We start from the raw sequence: 20,026 nt of genomic DNA, 5'->3' as shown, positions 1-20,026 counted from the left end.
ATCGGCTTTCCTTCATGTGCTATCGCCGCTATAAAGCCTAACTTTTTTGTTTAGCACGCTGATAGGCAGGCAGCCGTTCGACTCTGACTAAATAATTGCGAATTTGTGGATAATCCTCTAAATCACCTAACCGAGATTTGGCTAGGAGCAATGAAGTCGCCATTTGAATGTCTGCTCCACTTAACTCATTTCCGGCAAACCAGCCTTTATCTTGTAAATGTGCTTCAATCATCGCAAGCTGGGGGTCTAATCTAGGCTGAGTGAAATTACTATTAATCGCTGCAACTACTTTACGAACAATAGGACGCACAAAAAACGGCATTGGGGCCTGGACAACCTTTGACAATACCAACCCCATTACTAATAGTGGCATTAACGAGCCTTCTGCAAAATGTAACCAGTAGCGATATTCTAAGAAAGCTTCAGGTATTTGCGGACGCATTTTCCCATTACCATAACGATCAATCAGATATTCAATAATGGCGCCAGATTCTGCGACAGTAATATCACCATCAGTAATCACTGGTGATTTACCTAATGGATGCACCTGTTTCAGCGCTTCTGGGGCCGCTTGTGTTTTTGGGTCACGCTGATAGTGAACGACCGTGTATTCGATCTCTAATTCTTCTAACAACCAGAGTACTCTGAATGAACGCGACTGTTCTAGGTGGTGCACTCGGATCATATTGATCTCCTTAGCTATATGTCTTAACTTTCCAATGATCTGGTCGAATATAATACTGGACCATATGAGCTTGCATGGTTGTTAATATAGGTGCTTTTGCTGTATTTCACAGTACGGTTTACATTCTTTTAAGTTGCTTGAACTTAAGTGTTATTTTTCTGATATAAAAAACCCCGGAAAACCGGGGTTCGTTTTAATAATGATTCATCTTTTAACTGTGTTCTTCTTTTTTTAACCAATCATCAATATAGATAATGCGCTGATTACTGCTCCCTCGCCATGGTAGCTGAGCTGACAACTTATCTTGTTCAAAACGGCCATCAATTAGAACATCAATTAATTTAACAAGCTGCCACTGCAGTTCACTGAGTTGCTCAATCTCGTAACCAGTCCAACACCAGATATCTTTTCCAGGGCATTCCTGACGAACCCGTTTGACTAACTCTAATACCACCGGAACGTTATTTGGGTGCAATGGATCGCCACCACTTAAACTGAGTCCTCGTCGTGGAATATCAGTATCACTGAGATCATCAAGAATCTGCTGTAAGATAGCTTGATTAAATGGCATACCAGCATCAAATCGCCAAGTCGACTGGTTGTAACATCCTCGACACTGATGCGTGCAGCCAGAAACAAACAATGTGCAGCGAGTTCCTGGACCATTTACCACATCGACGGGATAGTAGCGACAATAATGCATTAGAGATGTTTCACTCGACGTTGAACTTCTTGCTGTTTTCCATAATTAAATGGTCGAGTATCTGGGCTGCCGAGATAACCACAAACCCGTCGAATCACGGATGCTTTAGCACTATCATGGTTGCCACATTGTGGGCACTCAAATCCTTTACTCGTCGGTGTAAATTCACCTTTATAGCCACATTCATAACATTCATCAATCGGTGTGTTAGTCCCATAATATGGCACATGCTGATAGCTATAATCCCAAACGTTTTCTAACCCTTCAATGTTATGACGCATATTCGGATATTCGCCATAACAGATAAAGCCGCCGCTGCTAAGAGGAGGATAAGCTTGTTCAAACTGCAGTTTTTGATATGGATTTACTTTTTTCTCAACATCCAAGTGGAAGCTGTTGGTATAATAACCTTTATCGGTAACCCCTTCGACAATCCCAAATTCTTGGGTATCTAATTTGCAGAAGCGACTACAGAGGTTTTCACTCGGGGTGGCATAAAGGCTAAAGCCATAGCCAGTTTCCTTTTTCCACTGTTCTGTGGCATCGTGCAAGCGTTTAACAATAGCAACCCCCTGAGCACGCAGGGTTTCATCATCATAAATATGGTGACTTTGCCCATACAAAGCAATGATTGTCTCATGTACCCCAATATACCCCAATGAGATTGACGCTCGGCCATTTTTGAATAGTTTTAACACCGAATCATCTGGACCTAAGCGATCGCCACATGCCCCTTCCATATACAAAATAGGTGCAACTCGAGCCTTCACATTAGCGAGTCGATCAATGCGTGTCATTAACGCCTTAAAACTAATGGCTAAACGTTGATCTAAAATTTCATGAAATTTTTCGATATTCCCTTTGGCTTCTAACGCAATCCGAGGAAGGTTAATACTAACGACCCCAAGATTGTTACGGCCATCATGAATCATTTCACCGGCTTCATTTTTATAAGGCGCTAAAAAGCTGCGACACCCCATCGGGGTTTTAAACGACCCAGTAACCTTAACAACCTGATCATAATTTAAAATATCTGGATACATCCGTTCACTTGCACATTTTAGAGCAAGCTGTTTAATATCGTAATTTGGATCACCCGGTTTGTGGTTCACCCCGTCACGAATAGCAAACACGAGTTTAGGAAAGACTGCTGTTTTGGCATTTTTCCCTAAACCAGCAATCCGATTTTGCAAAATAGAGCGCTGAATTAACCGCGATTGCCAAGAAGTCCCTAAACCAAAACCGAGCGTAACGAATGGAGTCTGCCCATTGGCAGTATGCAGAGTATTGATTTCGTATTCCAAAGATTGAAACGCGTCATTGCACTCTTTTTCTATGCGTTCATCCGCATAAGCACGTTGATCACTAATCCCCCATTGACGAGCAACTTCTAGATGTTTTTCATAAGAACGAGTGACATAAGTACTCAACACCTCATCAATACGGTTAATGGTCGTACCACCATAAATATGTGATGCAACCTGGGCAATAATTTGTGCCGTTACTGCCGTTGCTGTCGAGATTGAACGAGGGGGTTCAATCTCAGCATTGCCCATTTTAAAACCTTTGGTTAACATGCCATTCAAATCAATAAGCATACAATTAAACATCGGGAAAAATGGCGAGTAATCAAGATCATGGTAGTGAATTTCACCACTTTCATGGGCTTGCACAACATCTCGAGGCAGAATATATTTTTTCGCGTAATGACGTGCTACAATCCCGGCCAGCAAATCTCGCTGAGTCGGGATCACTTTTGCATCTTTATTGGCATTTTCATTGAGAATATCGGCATCGCTTTGTTCCATTAAACCGGCAATATCGCGGTTTAACTGACTATGCCGCTCACGAGCAACATCACGGTCGTGGCGATACTCAATATAAGCTCTGGCCAACTGACGGTAAGGGCTTTGCATCAGTTGTTCTTCGACAGCTGATTGAATTTGTTGGATCTTAACAGTTGAGTCATCAGTAAAACGTAAAGAGATGGCTTGAGCCACTGAATTGGCAAATTCTTCACTCACCGGTTCAGAAGCTTGACTAGCAGCTAACACTGCTTGATAAATGCGTTTTGGATCAAAAGGAACACGACTTCCATCGCGTTTTTCGACAATCGGTTGAAAATCCATCTTTGTTTACCATTTCTATATCTAGTACCTTAATACTATACAAAAACACTACATATAGTGCTTCAGGAAAAGTTCTCTCGTTGATCTAGATCAGAAATTTATCAATTAAAATGATTTTAGCGAATTTTTGACTAGACACGATACTCCATCACCAATGCGATAAATCCTTATAGGTTTGGGTGTTGTTATGTGGGCATTAAACAACGATAATAGTAAGCATTATGTGACATTATTTACGAGCTCATGACGCACTATTTTTTACTTTTTGTCGCTACAGTTTTAGTCAATAATTTCGTACTGGTGAAATTTCTGGGTCTATGCCCTTTTATGGGAGTATCCGGAAAAGTTGAAACGGCAGCAGGCATGGCAATGGCAACAACGTTTGTTCTCACACTGGCTTCGTTGTGCTCATTTTTAGTGGATTACTACATCCTGCAACCATTAGGGTTACTTTATTTACGAACGATGGCCTTTATTTTGGTGATTGCGGTCGTCGTACAATTTACTGAAATGTTCGTCAAAAAAACGAGTCCAACCCTTTATCGACTTTTGGGTATTTATCTGCCTCTTATCACGACAAACTGTGCCGTATTGGGGGTTGCACTGATCAATGTGAATGAAAGTCATAATCTAATTACTTCTGTTTTGTATGGATTTAGCGCAGCAGTTGGTTTTTCTCTCGTTCTTATCTTATTCTCAGCCATTCGTGAACACTTAGCACTGGCTGATACTCCCGCACCGTTCAAAGGCGCATCGGTAGCCATGATCACAGCAGGTATGATGTCGCTGGCATTTCTCGGCTTTACCGGACTAATCAAATTATAATTATGATGACTATTTTATATGCAGCGTTAGCATTACTGCTGCTTGGTTTAATTTTTGGAGCCATTTTAGGGTACGCCTCCATCCGTTTTAAAGTTGAAAGTGACCCGTTAGCTGATCAGGTAGATCAAATTCTACCGCAAACACAATGTGGCCAATGTGGTTATCCAGGCTGCCGCCCTTATGCTGAGGCGATAGCCAATGGAGATGCAATTAATAAATGTCCGCCTGGTGGCGAGGTAACTATAAAAAAACTTGCCGATTTGCTGGGAGTTGAACCGCCGTTAGACGATGCAGAGCAAGTCATCGATCATCAAAAGAAAGTGGCATTTATTCATGAAGATGCTTGCATTGGCTGTACTAAATGTATTCAAGCTTGTCCTGTGGATGCAATTATTGGCAGTACCCGACATATGCATACAATTATTGCCAGCGAGTGCACAGGCTGCGAACTCTGCGTCGCTCCTTGTCCAACTGATTGCATCGAGATGAAACCCTTAATTCAATCCACTCGCAATTGGGATTGGAAACTTAATAGCATTCCTGTAGTTGAAGTAGAGAGCCGTTGATGACGTTAAAAAATCTACAAGCGATTCGTGAAGGTAAATTGTGGTCGTTTCAAGGTGGCGTGCATCCCAAAACACACAAAAATAAGATTAGCACCGCTTACCCAACTCTATTTGAGCATCACGGAAACTACATCATTCACCTACATCAACATATTGGGGAAGATAGTGAACTGAGTGTAAAAATCGGTGATAGAGTGCTTTGTGCTCAACCATTAACTCGCAGTAATATTTATTCAGCACCTCCTGTACATGCACCCACATCAGGAACCATTGTTGCTATTGAAAAGAGTCTAACCAACCATCCTTCTGCGATTGCCGAAACAGCAATTACTATCAAAAGCGACGGTAAGAATGAATGGTGTAAACTCACACCTATCCAAGACCCAGCGGATCGCACAGCGCTGATTAATGCGATTCATCAAGCCGGTATCTGTGGCATGGGTGGAGCGGGTTTCCCAACTGCAATCAAAATTGCTTCTCGACGCAAAACCGATTTATTAATCATTAACGGCGCCGAATGTGAACCTTACATCAGCGCCGATGATACCTTGATGCAGCATTATGCCGATGAACTCCGCCAAGGAATTGCTTGGGTCCAGCAAATCACTAATCCTGATCTCACGATTGTTGCCATCGAAGACGATAAACCCAAAGCAATTGCAGCCATGCAAAAAGTCGCTGGCGAACAATTTATAGTTCGGGCGATCCCCGCCAAGTATCCATCTGGCGGGAAAAAACAGCTGACCGAGATATTAACTGGTCAAGAAGTTCCAGCGGGCGGCCTGTCAGCTGATTTAGGCCTATTAATGCTCAATGTTGGAACTGTTTATGCTATTCATCGGGCTATTGATTTTGGTGAACCCCTGATTCGCCGCATCGTTACACTAGCCGGTAAAGGGATTAAGAAGCCCCGGAATATGTGGGTTAATATCGGTACGCCTATCGAGGCCTTGCTACCTGACAAACCGATGAAGCATCCTCGCCTAATTATCGGAGGGCCGATGATGGGATACACACTCCCCGCGCCTTCAATACCAGTCATTAAAACCACTAATTGCGTGCTATACGGTAATGAACGTGAATTTGGTAAACCATCCGGTCAACACCCCTGTATCCGCTGCGGTGAATGTGCGAATGCTTGTCCAATTAACTTATTGCCACAGCAACTATATTGGTTTATCCAAGGAGACGAACTAGATAAAGCCGAGGAATATCATTTAAAAGACTGTATCGAATGTGGTGCATGTGCCTATGTCTGCCCTAGTGATATTCCATTGGTTCAATATTATCGACAAGGCAAAGCAACCATTCGAGCCCAGCATCAACTGGCAATCGATGCTGAACATGCCCGCCAACGTACAGAGCGCCGCAATCAGCGCCTGGAGCGGGAAAAACAAGAACGGGAAAATCGTCATAAACAAGCGGCTGCAGCTCATGTATCCACACAAAGTGATGAAAATTCAGATGCAATTGCAGCAGCAATCGCTCGAGTGAAAGCCAAGCAACAAGCTCAGGAAACAGAACCCAAAACAGCTGACTCGAGCAACGAGCGAAAATCAGCAGTCAATGCCGCAGTTGCTCGCGCTAGAGCGAAAAAGTCCGAACAAAATCAACAACCAGCGACCGAGTCATCAAATCGCAAAGATGCGGTGGCCGCAGCGGTTGCGCGTGCCAAAGCGAAAAAGGCTGAGCAGAACCAACAACCAGCGACCGAGTCATCGAGTCGCAAAGATGCAGTAGCCGCAGCCGTTGCGCGTGCTAAAGCGAAGAAGGCTGAGCAGAACCAACAACCAGCGACCGAGTCATCAAGTCGCAAAGATGCGGTAGCTGCAGCGGTTGCTCGTGCCAAAGCGAAAAAAGCCGAGCAGGATCAACAGCCAGCGACCGAGTCATCGAATCGTAAAGAGGCAGTAGCCGCAGCAGTTGCTCGTGCCAAAGCGAAAAAGGCCGAACAGAATCAACAACCAGCGACTGAGTCATCAAATCGCAAAGAGGCGGTAGCCGCAGCAGTTGCTCGTGCCAAAGCAAAAAAGGCCGAGCAGGATCACGAGAAAGCTGATGAAACGCCCTCTCAGCCAATTACTACTAACAACGACGCGAAAAAAGCAGCTATCGCGGCCGCAGTGGCTAAAGCAAAAGCTAAAAAACTCGCAGAACAACAATCATCTTCTAATCCTGTGAATGAGGAATCATCAAACTCATGAAATTGGCCATCCTCAGCTCGCCATTTAAACGCCAAACCCAATCCACCCGTGTCATCATGGCACAGGTCGCATTAGCCTGTGTACCGGGCATCATAACCCAGTATTATTTTTTTGGGATTGGCCATATTATTCAGATTTTATTATGCCTTGTGACTGCATGGCTTTGCGAGGCACTCGTTCTCATTTTGCGTCGTCGCCCGGTATTTCACATCCTCAGTGATAATAGTGCATTGGTTACCGCTGTTTTATTAGGCATCTCAATTCCAGGATATGCGCCGTGGTGGGTTGCAGTATTAGGCACGATATTCGCGATCATTTTGGCCAAGCATATTTATGGGGGCCTAGGGCAAAATATATTTAATCCGGCCATGGCTGCCTATGTCTTTTTACTAATTTCGTTTCCGGTTGCGATGACTGGCTGGATTTTACCTCACTCGTTGATACAACTCCCATTTAACCTGAATGATGGTATTCACTTGATTTTTAGTGGATTCACAACCGATGGCTTCAGCCTTCATCAATTGGCGCATGCCGATGCAGTAAGTCAAGCAACGCCTTTAAATGCTATTCGCACAGGACTTACCTTAAATCAAACACCTCAAACAGTAATGACCTCACCATTATTTAGTGCCATTGGTAGTGTTGCTTGGGGGCCGATTAATATCGCCTTTTTAATCGGTGGCATATTCTTGATGATTCGACGAATTGTTCGTTGGCATATACCAATTACATTTCTCGTAGTACTTGGCTTACTAAGCCTAATTGGGTACCTGTTTGATCCAAGTAAAATAGCCTCTCCTGCTATTGAATTACTTTCAGGTGCATCTATGTTTGGTGCCTTTTTTATTCTAACTGATCCCGTTACGGCTTCGACAACGAATAAAGGCCGCATCATCTATGCAACATTAGCTGCAATTTTAGTCTTTGTTATTCGCCATTATGGCGGCTACCCTGATGGCGTGGCATTCGCCGTATTAATTGCCAATATGTGTGTCCCCTTGATTGATCATTTTACCCAACCTCGCGTTTATGGATACAAAGGAAAATCATCACATGAGTAATCCAGTTGTCAAAAATGCGATTCTTTTAGCCTTATTTGCGCTTATTTGTACACTATTTGTTGTACTCACGAATCAACTAACAGCACCGCAAATTATTGCTCAGCAACAGCGAAAGTTGAGCAATTCGCTTAAACAAGTACTGCCAAGCCAGTACGTTAACCAAGAGTTACTGAAAAGCTGCCGGGAAATTCGCTATCCTTATTACTTGGGAAACAAAAATTGGCATAAAATCTGGATCGCTAAACAAGGACAAACAGTTAAGGGGATTGCCTACCAAACCACCGCACCAGATGGTTATAATGGTGCGATTCGCCTTTTAGTGGGAGTGATGGCAAATGGTCAAATTTTTGGGGTTCGCGTCATCAGTGAACACGAAACACCTGGGTTAGGCGATCAAATTGAACTGCGTAAATCCAACTGGATTTTATCTTTTAACCATAAAAGGTTATTAAGTGCTCATGACAAGCGTTGGGCAGTAAAAAAAGATGGGGGAATGTTTGACCAATTTACAGGTGCAACGATCACCCCACGAGCAGTAGTAAAAGCGGTCAAGCGAACCTTGGAACTCAATCAACTTAAGTTTGACGAAATAATTGCAAGCCAACGCCATTGTGGAGATCACTCATGACAGAATATCGTGAAATTGCGCATCAAGGGTTATGGAAGAATAACCCAGCGCTGGTACAAAGGTTAGGTCTTTGCCCAATGCTTGCTGTGACATCAACTGTGACAAATGCGCTTGGGCTGGGGATAGCCACGATGGTCGTATTGATCGCTTCCAATACGCTCATCTCACTCATTCGACGCTGGGTTCCAAATGAAATTCGAATTCCCGTATTTGTTACGATTATTGCCAGCTTAGTGACCTGCGTACAGCTTTTAATGAACGCCTACACCTATAACTTGTACCTTAACTTGGGTATTTTTATACCGTTGATCGTCACGAACTGCATCATTATTGGCCGAGCCGAATCGTTTGCCGCTAAAAATAGTGCACTAGCGTCTGCTTTTGACGGTTTGATGATGGGGCTCGGGTTTACCGCTATTTTATTCATCCTCGGCGGGATGAGAGAAGTGATCGGTAATGGGACCTTATTTGATGGCGCCAACTTATTGCTTGGTAACTGGGCAAGTTCGCTGAGAATTGAAGTGTTCCATTTTCATCAGCATATGTTGCTGGCTATTTTACCACCGGGTGCCTTCATCGGTTTGGGGTTACTAATCGCTTTGAAATACGTGATTGATCAACGCCTTAAAGCTCGTGAACAGAAACGCATTGCCCAGCAAAATTCTTCAGTCCAATCAGCTAGTGAAGTATCAGCCTCATGAATAACCAAAAACGCCGGGAAATATTAACCCGGCTGCGCGATGCAAACCCAAAACCAACAACCGAACTTAACTATCAAACCCCCTTTGAGTTGCTCATAGCAGTGATGCTTTCCGCTCAAGCGACTGACGTATCCGTTAACAAAGCAACAGCCAAGCTTTATCCTGTTGCCAACACCCCGGAATCAATTTATGCCCTCGGTGTAGATGGCTTAAAAACATATATTCGCACCATCGGATTGTATAATGCCAAAGCCGAAAACATTATTAAAACCTGCCAGATCTTAATTAATCAACATCATAGCCAAGTTCCTGAAAACAGGGCTGCGCTGGAGGCACTTCCCGGCGTTGGACGAAAAACAGCAAATGTTGTTTTGAATACAGCTTTTGGCTGGCCGACCATCGCTGTGGATACCCATATTTTTCGTGTTTGCAACCGTACTAAATTTGCATCTGGGAAAAACGTCAACCAAGTAGAAGAAAAACTACTTAAAGTTGTTCCAAGTGAGTTTAAAGTTGACGTTCACCACTGGTTAATTTTACAAGGCCGTTATACTTGTGTGGCACGTAAACCGCGTTGTGGTTCTTGTTTAATTGAGGATTTATGTGAGTTTAAAGACAAGACCAGTGATTAAATTGTGGGGAGCATGTAACGCCCTAGTTCACTAGAACTAGGGTAGAAAGCCGAGTTATAGTCCAGCACATTGAGCCCGGTTGGAAATTTAGCAACTTTTCGTATCCTAAAACATCAAAGATCACCGTTGTCAGCGGTGATCGATTTGCGCGGAACTGTATAAAATCTGCCACTCTTCACCAACCCGATTAGATTCATTTAATGCAGTGAGTATTCAATATTTCGCTTATCCTAGTGGTCAATTGAATTAGCGCCTGGCTCTTTCCATATCCAACAATGTTCTTTTGCGCTCCAGTCCCCAGCGGTAACCTCCTAAAGAACCATCGCTGCGCAATACTCGGTGGCAGGGAATAAGGATCCCAACTGGATTTTTGCCACAAGCGGCTCCTACAGCGCGAACCGCCTTCGGATTATCAATATGCGCTGCAACCTCACCATAGCTCATCACGTCCCCTTCTTTGATACTTAGTAAAAACTGCCATACCTTAATTTGGAATGCCGTTCCTCTGATATCAAGAGGAACATCGGGTCTGGGAGCACCCTGACTAATATGCTGATCTAAAGCCAACATCCAGCTATCCAGCTCTGGTGCGTCTTGTGCTGCAGAAAGTACAAGACGAGCCTCTGGAAATTCGTCACCTAACAGAGTTAGCAAAGAATCTTTGTCATCACCAAACTGTACCGAGCATACCCCCTTATCTGTCGCAGCCATGATCATCAACCCAAGCGCCGTCTCTCGACACGCATAATGGATAATTTCACCTTTACCGCCAGCTCTGTATACTTTTGGCGTCATGCCTATATTTCTGGTCGCTTCACCATATATCCGACTTATTGAGCCATAACCTGACGAATAAATCGCATCAGTCACACTCTCTCCCTCTTTTAACGAACGCTTAAATTTTCGCATCCGCACTGCATCCTGATAATGCTTGGGAGACACACCAAACATGTCTTTAAATGAGCGTTGTAATCGGGAAGGTGAAACCCCTGCAATATTGCCTAACTGGGTTAGTGTCATTTTGTCTTCGGCATGAGTTTCGATATAGCGAGCAACATCGATTAGCTGTTGAGTACGCGTGTCCTGTCCTGCTGGATTGCAACGCTTACAAGGACGATACCCTGCTTGCATTGCAGATTCGATATCGAAGAAGAATCTCAGGTTTTCTGGATTTGCCGCTTTGGTTGAACAAGAAGGCGAACAAAATACACCAGTGGTGATGACGCCATAGTAAAAATGTCCGTCAAAAGATCCATCTCTCTGCGCTACCGCATTTTTCATTTCATTGTCAGATAACTTTGGCATAGCAACACTCACTGTTTCGCGTGATTTATCAGTATCTCATCACACCAAGTTTGATGATACCATCCGATTTTTGCTGGTTAATTATTAACCCCCTCCATTTGAATATGGCGCAATTTTCAGATGTTTAAGAGCGGCTCACATCGTTAACATGAGTATTCATCAAACGCAAAATAGCTAATCAGGTATCACCTAATGAATACAAATTTCATTATAAAACCAATTGAAAAGAGCATGTTTAGTGAATACTTAAACCTCAACGACCAACAACTTGAAAAATTTAATGCAAAATGGTTGATTGCAGACTCAAAGCCTGGTTTTCCATGTCGAGTATCTTTAAAAGAAGCAGAGATTGGCGAGAGGGTTTTACTCATCCCGCACAAATATCATGATGTAAACTCACCATATAAAGCTTCTGGACCCATTTTCATTCGGGAATATGCTGTAGAGGCAAAATTGAACATCAATGAAATTCCCGAAATACTCACTAAACGATTACTGTCTGTAAGAGCCTATAGTGAAGATAGTATTATGATTCATGCTGAAACTACGTTGGGTTCGGGTTTGGAAAAGATTATTTACCATCAGTTGACCGACCCCAACGTTAAATACCTACAAGTTCATAATGCGAACCCTGGCTGTTTCAACTGTACTGTTTATAGAGCCTAGATGTATCAAATCCTGTGTGATAGGGAACTGGTCTGTTCCACCCAGACTGAAAAATTGTCCAAGCGAATTATTCTGCAAAGATAAAATAGAGGGTAAATGTTAAATCGTGATGGTTTTGGGGATATTTTGAGCGCCGCCCTCTACCGTCAGTTATGAACAAAAGTACTGTGATTCCATTAGAAATGTGGCAGGAAGCCAAAGTTATCATCCAACACATTGAGCCCTGTTAGAAAATACTGGGCTCTAGATTTCATGGCGAAAAAGTTGTGGCCGTATAGGTTGATTACTGCTGCACATGTTAACGATACATTTTGCGCTGTTCCCTGTCTCTGTCCTGGTCTGGATCTTCGAGAGCTTTAATATTTAAGATTTTTTCTAGGTAATATTCAGGTACACCAATTTCTTTTGCGCCGACTACCACATGATTCAAATACCAAGAATAAGGTAAAAGCGAATCATCAATTTTAGTTGCTATATATGCAACAGCTTCAAATATTTTTCCATTAGAATCTTCAACTTGAACAAGCTTTTCGTCATACCCATGCCCTAGCCCTTCGGCATGATCTAAGATTCTTTTCTCATTTTCATCAATCTCATACAAAGCGCCGAATATGCAATCTTGGACGTTATTAGTAAACAATGCATCACACTTACTAGAACCGTCCTGACTAACTTTATGGAAAACTAACTGGTGATTCTTAAGGCTGAACATCCCTAACCTTTTCGCACTCGGAACTCGTTTAATCAACCGAACGAAAGACATATTTGAGCCATAAGCAAAGTACTTCATATAGCTAATTCCCCTGTTCTATATTAGTAGATAGTACTCCTGACTTTACGTCAGCAAAAAGGAGCCCCGCTATTACCCGACCCCACATTGAGATTAAAATAATGGTATTGCTGCCAGTTAGTGATTTTCACTTTTGCCTTGCTCATATAGTGCAACCAACAAATTATAGATACAGATCGTACTGGCCGAATGAGTCCTATCTGATTTATGGAAAAACGCCATTTTCACATTTAACACATTGAATTAATGAACAAAAACAACTTCTCTATGATATGCTAAATAGGCTTTTTTGCGATCTGATAAACCTCTGATTTTTATTTTAAGATCAATATTCCATTGCTTTAATTGTGCTTCAATTTCAGCACTTGATATGAGTATCTCACCGGTATCAGAAATGGATATATAGCCTTTGTCAAACAGAGCATCTATATGTGGAGCCAACAAAAAGCCATTTTCAGGATCGAGGCGTTCCTGATTAGTCGATACTCTCCACGGTTTGATATGGCTAGCAATAAGAAATCTAGCATCAGTCGTACCAGTGATAGGACAACATGGAGAGCTGTTTAGTAGCGCCTGCCTATAACGACCTTGACCCATTCGTGAAGCTGTAAGTACAACTTTTTCGGTAGATTCATAGACGGCTGCTTGGGCGTCTAGCTCAAGCATTGACTCATAGGCATTTAACAATTGAACTGTGCATAGACCATCTTTATGGGATACAACAAACTTATCGCGTAATTCTAATTTATGGAGGTAGGTAGCAAGAGCCTTAATTCTAGATGGGAAACGGGTTATATCAGAACCTGAAAACTCACATAAAAAACAGTCGTCTTCGATAACGACAACACTTTCTTTTAAGGTATAACCGCGCTCACTAAACTTGACTTTGACCAAATGGCCACGAAGTAATGTGCTGAAATCAATCTGTGATGCTAAGGCATCAAAGAACTTTGATTTTCGTTTATTGTAGCTAATCTTTCTCATATTGTTGCTTAAACATAGTTTTTGATTCAGGGTAGGAAGAATTATATCTTTTAAGCTTTCTCATCCAAATAATTACAGCCTTGTATGACTTACTCGTCAATCAGTTCCTTGAGGCGGTGCAGTTGCTCACCAATGCGTAAACCTTTGAGCGGGATTCTGGCATTCTTAATCTGAGGCAACAAATATTTTCTATATTTATCACCAGCTAAGAAAATAAATTCATCCTCTTCTAGCGAAACAATCGCACTTATTTGATTAATAACCTTGTTTGCCCACATCTTAACCTCAGCAGTGCGCATATTATTTAGTGTTTGCTCATACGGATCAATTTCTTGCTCTAAGCTCAACAAGCCGTGTTTTGCAGAAAGAATATAGATGCCATCAGGCTCCAAAGTATTGGCATATTTGAGATTTAACTTAAACAGCATACTTGTATAAAGATTCTTTGCTTTTGCGCGATGAGATAACTTTTGGCTCACGCATGAAATAAGAACAATCCGTTTACTCATAGTTTTTCTTCTTTAAGTGTCAACACCAGCTGCTTTCAGCGGAGCAGACGAGCGTGGAAATCCGATTCGATTACCTTGTTATAAATGCAATTTGCACTAAAGAAATAGGTTTTGCTCTAGCTCCAAAAGGCGTTTTTTAAGTGCTAAACCGCCACCATAACCAACTAGTTCACCTTGTCCGCCAATTATCCGATGACAGGGAATAATAATTGCCAATGCATTTGCACCATTGGCATTAGCCACAGCTCTGACTGCATTTTCATTGCCAATTGATACAGCCAAATCTCGATATGTCGATGTTTCACCATAATCGACTTTTGCTAGAGCATCCCATACTTGTTTTTGAAAATCCGTGCCGACAAGTAATAGTGGAATATCAAAGTTGCGTCGCTCGCCAAGAAAATATTCATTCAGCTGTTTCTTAGCCAAATCGATAACATCGTCACTTGCTTCTACAAACGATGCATTCAGACCCCTCGCAATTCGGTTATCAACAGCTGTCCGCATCTTGCGGTATCTAAAATCACACAAGCATAACTTTCCACTATATGCTCCCAACACAAATTCAGCATAAGGATGCTTGAAGTATTGCACATTAACTTGCTTCACATATCCCCCTGTTATGACCAGAGCGCGCTATAACTTATAACGTAGCAACTATTCCTAACATATAATCGACACTGTTCCCGAAAAGGAGAAATCTATTTGAAATCACTTCGCATTGAACCATACCCGCTTTTGCTCTGGTACTCCTAGGTTTCGCTGAACCATTCAATGCTCTTTTTGGCGATTCATCTCTGGCCTTTGTTTTGTAAATCTGAGCAGGGGCTTAAGCTACAAAGACTGTGTCTGTGTTCGAAACGTGTTTAATTTGAACAAAGTGCAGCACTCTAATAACACTGCCAAGATAACGCCCATTCGTTTTCTTTGCCTTCTGCAGTGCCTTTACCAAAATATCCTACGCCATTATCACCCCACATCCAGTTTCCCTTTTCAGTGGTATCAATTTGAAATATGTATTCAGGACAAGCATCGTGCTTATTCCACGGAGCCCAAAATATCTCAGCTTGAAGCAATGTAGGCCAGCCGCCAAACTTAAAGCCACTGACATTATCAAACAGATCATAATAATCATCATCAATCTCTTCAGGGCATTCAACGGGAACATCATCCCAACATGGGTAGTCTTCTTCGACAAGGCGCGACTTCATTGGAAGTGATTTAATCCAACTCCCTGTTTCAATTTGATTAAGCGGTATCAAATCAGACACTTTTTCATAGGTACGGATTTGCCAGTTATTTCCGTTGGATGCATGAATAGGCAATTCTTCAGGTCCAATAAAAATTGTAATAAATTCAATATCTTCAAGACCTTTAGGTTTAAATGGAAAATCAGTTAAGTTTATTTGGGCCAAAGCATGCATCGGCTCACCGTCTTGCATTGGCCATTCTTCACCAGATCGACAAAAAGAAACTTTTCCAAACCAAGAGAAGAATGGATCTTCTGGAGGCCTAAACCCGCCAATATCAAGGACTATAGCCTTTCGATTAATGACTTCTCTGAATTTTCCAATTAATTCATCCATGCTCGATTCCCATGACTACAGAATACCTCACTACAAAAAAATAAAATGTTGAACCAGTAAAAACAGCCCATTACAGATTTTCCTGCCTGATTTACCTTATGACGTTTTTTAACACCAGAAGGGATATCACATCATTTTCTATCGCAATGCAGTTTACCTGCTTTTCCCCAATACTCATCATCAAAGTTCTGGAAAAATACGGTCACAGCTTCAGAGGGACTTCGTACACCTCGAATCATCGATTGGGTTCGCCCCCGTCTAACGAAAGCATGAATTAGCTTATTATGAATATAACAATGAAGCAAAATATATACGCCAGTGTAGTTACTGATGAGAGATTCGCATAAGGCCTATTGTTCTGTTTTTCGCTGTCGAAAAAATCGAAAGGGATAAGGCCCGAGGTATCCAAACACTTACTATGTCTTTAAAATGTTGTCGATCATATTGTTCTGGAGAAGTGACCTTTGTCCGGTGGAGGCACAAACGATGGAGTGGTTACAAATGGGCAAGTCTATAGCATGGGTGGCACCTGCCTGTGGTTATAGCAATACAAGCGCATTTATCATCGTCTTCAAATAGTATATGGGGAGCACATCAGGTAAATGGAGTCGTGTGTAAAGAGCATTGACCGGATCCGTTTTGCTTTCTGTAGTACTGGCGAAAAACTTAAGTGTTTCCATCCATAACTTTCTGATTTTAAAGTCCATAATACAGCGATAGAGGGCCAGGACTGTGTAACAGTGAAGAGCCAGTCCATAAGTCTTTTCGTAGGTGAGCTTTGAGTGCCTAATTAAGCGTATACTTAGATGCCTTTATTGATGAAAACCAAGAATTTGTCTCTGGCAAGTATAATAATACAGTGGCAGATAACTGCAGAGATACTTGTATAATACTAATAACCGCAAGTAATAAACTATAGTTAAGTTCTTGATTAATCGCATTTATAAATGGGACAAGACCTACAATTGCAAATACTGCATATATGATCCTACACCAATTTTTTCCCTTCCATATAAGATATAAAATAACACCAAGAAGCATGATTACAACCAACGTGAATACGACTATTACTTTCAACTGGAACTCAGATAGCTCAACAGTCGATGGAAATAATATGTATGTTTTGACTACCCCAATTATAAATGACACTATTGTAGCAATGATTACTAACGTAATCGTGTTTGGCCGTTCGATTCCTTTCATAGAATACCTATATGTTTAATATCTTTATGTTGTGCACACTCAAAAACTACTGGTACACTCTATCCTAAAACCTCATCACAGTTTACTTATCAGATAACTATCGAGTATGATTTCATAGTCTTCTTATTTATAAATTTTTAATCATCCTTCTGAAAATAAAATATTTATGAAAGACGACAAAATAAACTTGATGAGTACAGCTGATAAGCTGTAGCAAAACCCCTGATGCCCCAAAGTCACTGACACTCCTATCTGGGACTTTGGATTAAATCATGTTACAACCGTTCAAAACGCCAAACTGAATTTGAGTTCCAGAAGTGTAATACGGCGAAAGGAAATAATATTTTTATCATAAAAGAATCCACGTAAAATATCATGCTCAATTTGTTATTTTTTGATTGGGATCAAATTGCTATTTAGTCATCAATACACTCTAATTAATTAAGTTAAAAGAATTAATTAATTTCATGTAAATATGATTTAACTTTCTCAAACCATAATTAATGTGCATTCCTTTATCAGAACATCTATGAACTGTTATTTTAGGGAATATTAGTAAATCAGAGTGACGACACGGGATTGACGAATACTAACATAACTCACGAAATCAAATTTCGAGTAGCCCTAGCCAGGCAAGGTTGCTGTATTTGTATCTCTAAGAAATTGCATTGTAATTTCTGCCTAATTAAAGTTCTATATAGATACAATGACAAAACTTATTTGTAAGAAACTACTTAAATAAAAAGCCCGGCGATATCACCGGGCCTTGGATTTTTAGGTAAATGGCATAATTAAACTTTAAAGCTACCGACATAACTGTTTAGTTCGCTGAATAGATCCTGAATTTGATCTGAATGAGAGCTGACCATATTTGAAACTTCTTCAACACCATCGGTTTGCTCTTTTAACTCAAGCAAATTATGCATAATTGATTGCGATACCGTCGACTGTTCTGATGCCCCTTGAGCGGTCTGCTGAACCATCTCTTGTACATGCTGGAACGCATCCGATAAAGTATTAAATATTTCCGAAACTTCATTAAATGTTGCGATTGCACCATCTGCATTCTTACGACACCCCTGAATCGAGCTGGATGAGGCGCTAACGTTATTTTTAAGTTTATCAATAATTGTTTCAATCTCGTTAGTGCTGTCTTGAGTGCGGGTGGCAAGTGTTCGAACTTCATCAGCAACCACAGCAAATCCCCGACCTTGCTCGCCTGCTCGAGCCGCTTCAATCGCAGCGTTCAATGCCAGCAAATTGGTCTGTTCAGCAATGGTTCGAATAACCTCTAATACTGAACTAATTGCCGATGAGCTCTCCTCCAGTTCACTCGAACGGGCGAGTGTCTGTTCGATATCATTCGATAAACTCTCGATCGCCCGGCTAGCTGAAGCAACTGCATCTTGGCCCTGCTTAGAAACTGTCATGGAGTGATCCACTTCTTCAGCAGAAGTTCTGGCGGTTTCTTCCATCTGCTGATTTGACATCGTCATTTCATTTGCTGCACTGACAATATGCTCTGAAGTTTTAACCAATGAATGAGTGATTTTCTCTGCTTTATCAGAAACATTACTGAGAGAATCAGTCATCCCGCCTAGCGCATTCGACTGATGACTGACACTGCTAATAATCACCCGTAGGCGCTCAACAAAGTCATCAAATTGATGCGCTAAAGATCCTAATTCATCTTTAGCGCTGGAATTAATTCGTTGAGTTAAATCCCCATCCCCTTCGGCAATTTCTTTAATTCGGCGAGTAATATTTTCAACATCATTGGTAAGTTTCCGAGGTACATAAAAACCAAATGCCAAAGCAACCACAAAAGAAACGACCATCACAACTAAAGCTATATTTTGCAATTTAGTCATGTGAGCACGCATCTTTCTTTCTGCTTGATGAGCATATTTTCGTACTTCCTCACCCGCTTGATCAAGCAATTCTCGCAGTGCTGAAAATTTCTGATCCGCCACTTGAAAAGACTCTGGCAATTGACTGCGTTTTTTAGCAAGCGGGGAGTCTAAAAGCTTATGGCTTTGCTGAAACCACTCGTTGAACAGCATATCAAATTTACCAAATTTAGCGGTTAACTCTGGTTCATCTGCAAGCTGGCTACGATAATTATTAAAGCGTGCGATAACTTGCTGAGCATTTTCATCGAATGTTCTAAGATTTTGTGCAAAATCACCGATCCCGTTGATAATGTTTTGCTGAGCAAGCCGAGCTTGGTATATATCGCGGTCAGCATTAAGCACTTCAGTAATTGCATCAACATAACGCTCAATGTCATCGACTGACACCTTCGATTTAGTTTCTGCTGCTCGAGCATGAGCACGTAATTGCTCTCCTGCTGCATCAAGCATCGACCGAATTTTCAAAAATTTCTTATCAACATCGATAAATTTATCAGTCAATTCACGGCTGTTACTAAACCCTTGTTTCAAATTATTGCTGGCATCAAGCCACTCTTGGTAGCGCTCATCAAATGAAGAAAAGTGCTCTAGAACGTTAGGATCCGATGCTAGATATTTGCGATATTTTTTAAATCTATCTAAGACTTGTTGAGCATTCTCTTTAAACTCTTTGCGCAGTTTGTCGGAGGCATGAGTATTTAGCATTTGCTCTTGTGCTAAACGTGCCTGATATAAATCTCGGTCAGCGTTGAGTACCACAGCTATAGCTTCAAAGTAATTTTCACTCTGATGAAGCATGGCTTTTTTTTGCGTAGCATTCATATACAGTATCAAAATCGCCAATCCTGCAAGAATTACTGCCAACAATAAGATGGGTAACATCATTTTTATTCGAATTGAATGAAAGTTCATTAGCGTCCTATCCTTGATCCTCAA

Annotated in this window: 18 protein-coding genes; 8 read left to right on the top strand and 10 right to left on the bottom strand. The window is 41.6% G+C overall.

Annotation, left to right across the window (positions count from 1 at the left end; translation table 11 throughout):
• Positions 1–37: 37 nt before the first annotated feature.
• The 3 genes from EV690_RS12430 to nrdD all read right to left on the bottom strand — a co-directional run bounded on the left by EV690_RS12430 (position 38) and on the right by nrdD (position 3,517).
• Positions 38–685, bottom strand: a complete 648-nt coding sequence (locus EV690_RS12430) for a glutathione S-transferase (protein WP_131913330.1) — start codon at positions 683–685, stop codon at positions 38–40.
• Between the two features lie 211 nt (positions 686–896).
• Positions 897–1,388, bottom strand: a complete 492-nt coding sequence (gene nrdG, locus EV690_RS12425; protein WP_131913329.1) for an anaerobic ribonucleoside-triphosphate reductase-activating protein — start codon at positions 1,386–1,388, stop codon at positions 897–899.
• Positions 1,388–3,517, bottom strand: coding sequence for an anaerobic ribonucleoside-triphosphate reductase (nrdD, locus tag EV690_RS12420; protein WP_131913328.1), 2,130 nt, complete (start codon positions 3,515–3,517; stop codon positions 1,388–1,390). Before nrdD ends, nrdG begins: the two co-directional genes overlap by 1 nt.
• Before the next feature lie 243 nt (positions 3,518–3,760).
• Here nrdD and rsxA point away from each other — a divergent pair, with 243 nt between their 5' ends.
• The 7 genes from rsxA to nth are packed head-to-tail and all read left to right on the top strand — an operon-like array spanning position 3,761 to position 10,134.
• Entirely contained in the window at positions 3,761–4,342 is a 582-nt protein-coding gene (rsxA, locus tag EV690_RS12415) for an electron transport complex subunit RsxA (protein WP_131913327.1), read from the top strand.
• A 2-nt stretch (positions 4,343–4,344) separates the two neighbouring features.
• Positions 4,345–4,908: an electron transport complex subunit RsxB gene (gene rsxB, locus EV690_RS12410; RefSeq protein ID WP_131913326.1), complete on the top strand. Its 564-nt coding sequence runs from the start codon at positions 4,345–4,347 to the stop codon at positions 4,906–4,908.
• Positions 4,908–7,112: an electron transport complex subunit RsxC gene (rsxC, locus tag EV690_RS12405; protein ID WP_131913325.1), complete on the top strand. Its 2,205-nt coding sequence runs from the start codon at positions 4,908–4,910 to the stop codon at positions 7,110–7,112. The genes rsxB and rsxC overlap by 1 nt, the downstream gene beginning before the upstream one ends.
• Entirely contained in the window at positions 7,109–8,173 is a 1,065-nt protein-coding gene (gene rsxD / locus EV690_RS12400; protein ID WP_131913324.1) for an electron transport complex subunit RsxD, read from the top strand. The genes rsxC and rsxD overlap by 4 nt, the downstream gene beginning before the upstream one ends.
• Positions 8,166–8,801, top strand: a complete 636-nt coding sequence (gene rsxG, locus EV690_RS12395; protein ID WP_131913323.1) for an electron transport complex subunit RsxG — start codon at positions 8,166–8,168, stop codon at positions 8,799–8,801. The genes rsxD and rsxG overlap by 8 nt, the downstream gene beginning before the upstream one ends.
• The gene (locus EV690_RS12390; RefSeq protein WP_131913322.1) at positions 8,798–9,502 is read left to right on the top strand and encodes an electron transport complex subunit E; all 705 of its coding nucleotides are present in this window, start codon (positions 8,798–8,800) and stop codon (positions 9,500–9,502) included. Before rsxG ends, EV690_RS12390 begins: the two co-directional genes overlap by 4 nt.
• Complete coding sequence (gene nth / locus EV690_RS12385; protein WP_131913321.1) at positions 9,499–10,134, top strand: endonuclease III; 636 nt, start codon at positions 9,499–9,501, stop codon at positions 10,132–10,134. Before EV690_RS12390 ends, nth begins: the two co-directional genes overlap by 4 nt.
• Positions 10,135–10,380: 246 nt before the next feature.
• Here the strand turns inward: nth and EV690_RS12380 are convergent, their stop codons facing one another.
• Positions 10,381–11,439, bottom strand: coding sequence for a bifunctional transcriptional activator/DNA repair enzyme AdaA (locus EV690_RS12380; protein ID WP_131913320.1), 1,059 nt, complete (start codon positions 11,437–11,439; stop codon positions 10,381–10,383).
• Positions 11,440–11,631: 192 nt separating this feature from the next.
• Here EV690_RS12380 and EV690_RS12375 point away from each other — a divergent pair, with 192 nt between their 5' ends.
• Positions 11,632–12,105, top strand: a complete 474-nt coding sequence (locus tag EV690_RS12375) for a DUF1203 domain-containing protein (protein WP_131913319.1) — start codon at positions 11,632–11,634, stop codon at positions 12,103–12,105.
• Between the two features lie 298 nt (positions 12,106–12,403).
• Here the strand turns inward: EV690_RS12375 and EV690_RS12370 are convergent, their stop codons facing one another.
• The 6 genes from EV690_RS12370 to EV690_RS12340 all read right to left on the bottom strand — a co-directional run bounded on the left by EV690_RS12370 (position 12,404) and on the right by EV690_RS12340 (position 20,002).
• The gene (locus tag EV690_RS12370) at positions 12,404–12,895 is read right to left on the bottom strand and encodes a gamma-glutamylcyclotransferase family protein (RefSeq protein ID WP_131913318.1); all 492 of its coding nucleotides are present in this window, start codon (positions 12,893–12,895) and stop codon (positions 12,404–12,406) included.
• Positions 12,896–13,138: 243 nt separating this feature from the next.
• Complete coding sequence (locus tag EV690_RS12365; protein WP_131913317.1) at positions 13,139–13,879, bottom strand: HNH endonuclease; 741 nt, start codon at positions 13,877–13,879, stop codon at positions 13,139–13,141.
• Positions 13,880–13,968: 89 nt separating this feature from the next.
• Positions 13,969–14,388 carry a DUF6884 domain-containing protein gene (locus EV690_RS12360; protein ID WP_131913316.1) on the bottom strand — a complete coding sequence of 140 codons (420 nt, stop codon included), beginning with the start codon at positions 14,386–14,388 and terminating at the stop codon, positions 13,969–13,971.
• A gap of 96 nt (positions 14,389–14,484) precedes the next feature.
• Positions 14,485–14,997 carry a methylated-DNA--[protein]-cysteine S-methyltransferase gene (locus EV690_RS12355; RefSeq protein ID WP_131913315.1) on the bottom strand — a complete coding sequence of 171 codons (513 nt, stop codon included), beginning with the start codon at positions 14,995–14,997 and terminating at the stop codon, positions 14,485–14,487.
• A 281-nt stretch (positions 14,998–15,278) separates the two neighbouring features.
• Entirely contained in the window at positions 15,279–15,974 is a 696-nt protein-coding gene (locus tag EV690_RS12350; protein WP_131913314.1) for a DUF1963 domain-containing protein, read from the bottom strand.
• A gap of 1,994 nt (positions 15,975–17,968) precedes the next feature.
• Positions 17,969–20,002: a methyl-accepting chemotaxis protein gene (locus EV690_RS12340; protein ID WP_131913313.1), complete on the bottom strand. Its 2,034-nt coding sequence runs from the start codon at positions 20,000–20,002 to the stop codon at positions 17,969–17,971.
• Positions 20,003–20,026: the final 24 nt, after the last annotated feature.

Source organism: Celerinatantimonas diazotrophica, from assembly GCF_004339545.1.
Taxonomy (GTDB): domain Bacteria; phylum Pseudomonadota; class Gammaproteobacteria; order Enterobacterales; family Celerinatantimonadaceae; genus Celerinatantimonas; species Celerinatantimonas diazotrophica.
Note: the sequence above shows the minus strand (reverse complement) of the source record. Positions and strands in the feature narration are given on the sequence as shown.

Excerpts from the sequence above, each read along its gene's own strand:
- rsxB (WP_131913326.1), top strand. The coding sequence starts at position 4,345 with ATGATGACTATTTTATATGCAGCGTTAGCATTACTGCTGCTTGGTTTA.
- EV690_RS12350 (WP_131913314.1), bottom strand. The coding sequence starts at position 15,974 with ATGGATGAATTAATTGGAAAATTCAGAGAAGTCATTAATCGAAAGGCT.
- EV690_RS12365 (WP_131913317.1), bottom strand. The coding sequence starts at position 13,879 with ATGAGAAAGATTAGCTACAATAAACGAAAATCAAAGTTCTTTGATGCC.
- EV690_RS12340 (WP_131913313.1), bottom strand. The coding sequence starts at position 20,002 with ATGAACTTTCATTCAATTCGAATAAAAATGATGTTACCCATCTTATTG.
- nth (WP_131913321.1), top strand. The coding sequence starts at position 9,499 with ATGAATAACCAAAAACGCCGGGAAATATTAACCCGGCTGCGCGATGCA.
- EV690_RS12430 (WP_131913330.1), bottom strand. The coding sequence starts at position 685 with ATGATCCGAGTGCACCACCTAGAACAGTCGCGTTCATTCAGAGTACTC.
- EV690_RS12360 (WP_131913316.1), bottom strand. The coding sequence starts at position 14,388 with ATGAGTAAACGGATTGTTCTTATTTCATGCGTGAGCCAAAAGTTATCT.
- nrdG (WP_131913329.1), bottom strand. The coding sequence starts at position 1,388 with ATGCATTATTGTCGCTACTATCCCGTCGATGTGGTAAATGGTCCAGGA.
- EV690_RS12375 (WP_131913319.1), top strand. The coding sequence starts at position 11,632 with ATGAATACAAATTTCATTATAAAACCAATTGAAAAGAGCATGTTTAGT.
- rsxA (WP_131913327.1), top strand. The coding sequence starts at position 3,761 with ATGACGCACTATTTTTTACTTTTTGTCGCTACAGTTTTAGTCAATAAT.
- rsxG (WP_131913323.1), top strand. The coding sequence starts at position 8,166 with ATGAGTAATCCAGTTGTCAAAAATGCGATTCTTTTAGCCTTATTTGCG.
- EV690_RS12370 (WP_131913318.1), bottom strand. The coding sequence starts at position 12,895 with ATGAAGTACTTTGCTTATGGCTCAAATATGTCTTTCGTTCGGTTGATT.
- rsxC (WP_131913325.1), top strand. The coding sequence starts at position 4,908 with ATGACGTTAAAAAATCTACAAGCGATTCGTGAAGGTAAATTGTGGTCG.
- EV690_RS12390 (WP_131913322.1), top strand. The coding sequence starts at position 8,798 with ATGACAGAATATCGTGAAATTGCGCATCAAGGGTTATGGAAGAATAAC.
- nrdD (WP_131913328.1), bottom strand. The coding sequence starts at position 3,517 with ATGGATTTTCAACCGATTGTCGAAAAACGCGATGGAAGTCGTGTTCCT.
- rsxD (WP_131913324.1), top strand. The coding sequence starts at position 7,109 with ATGAAATTGGCCATCCTCAGCTCGCCATTTAAACGCCAAACCCAATCC.
- EV690_RS12380 (WP_131913320.1), bottom strand. The coding sequence starts at position 11,439 with ATGCCAAAGTTATCTGACAATGAAATGAAAAATGCGGTAGCGCAGAGA.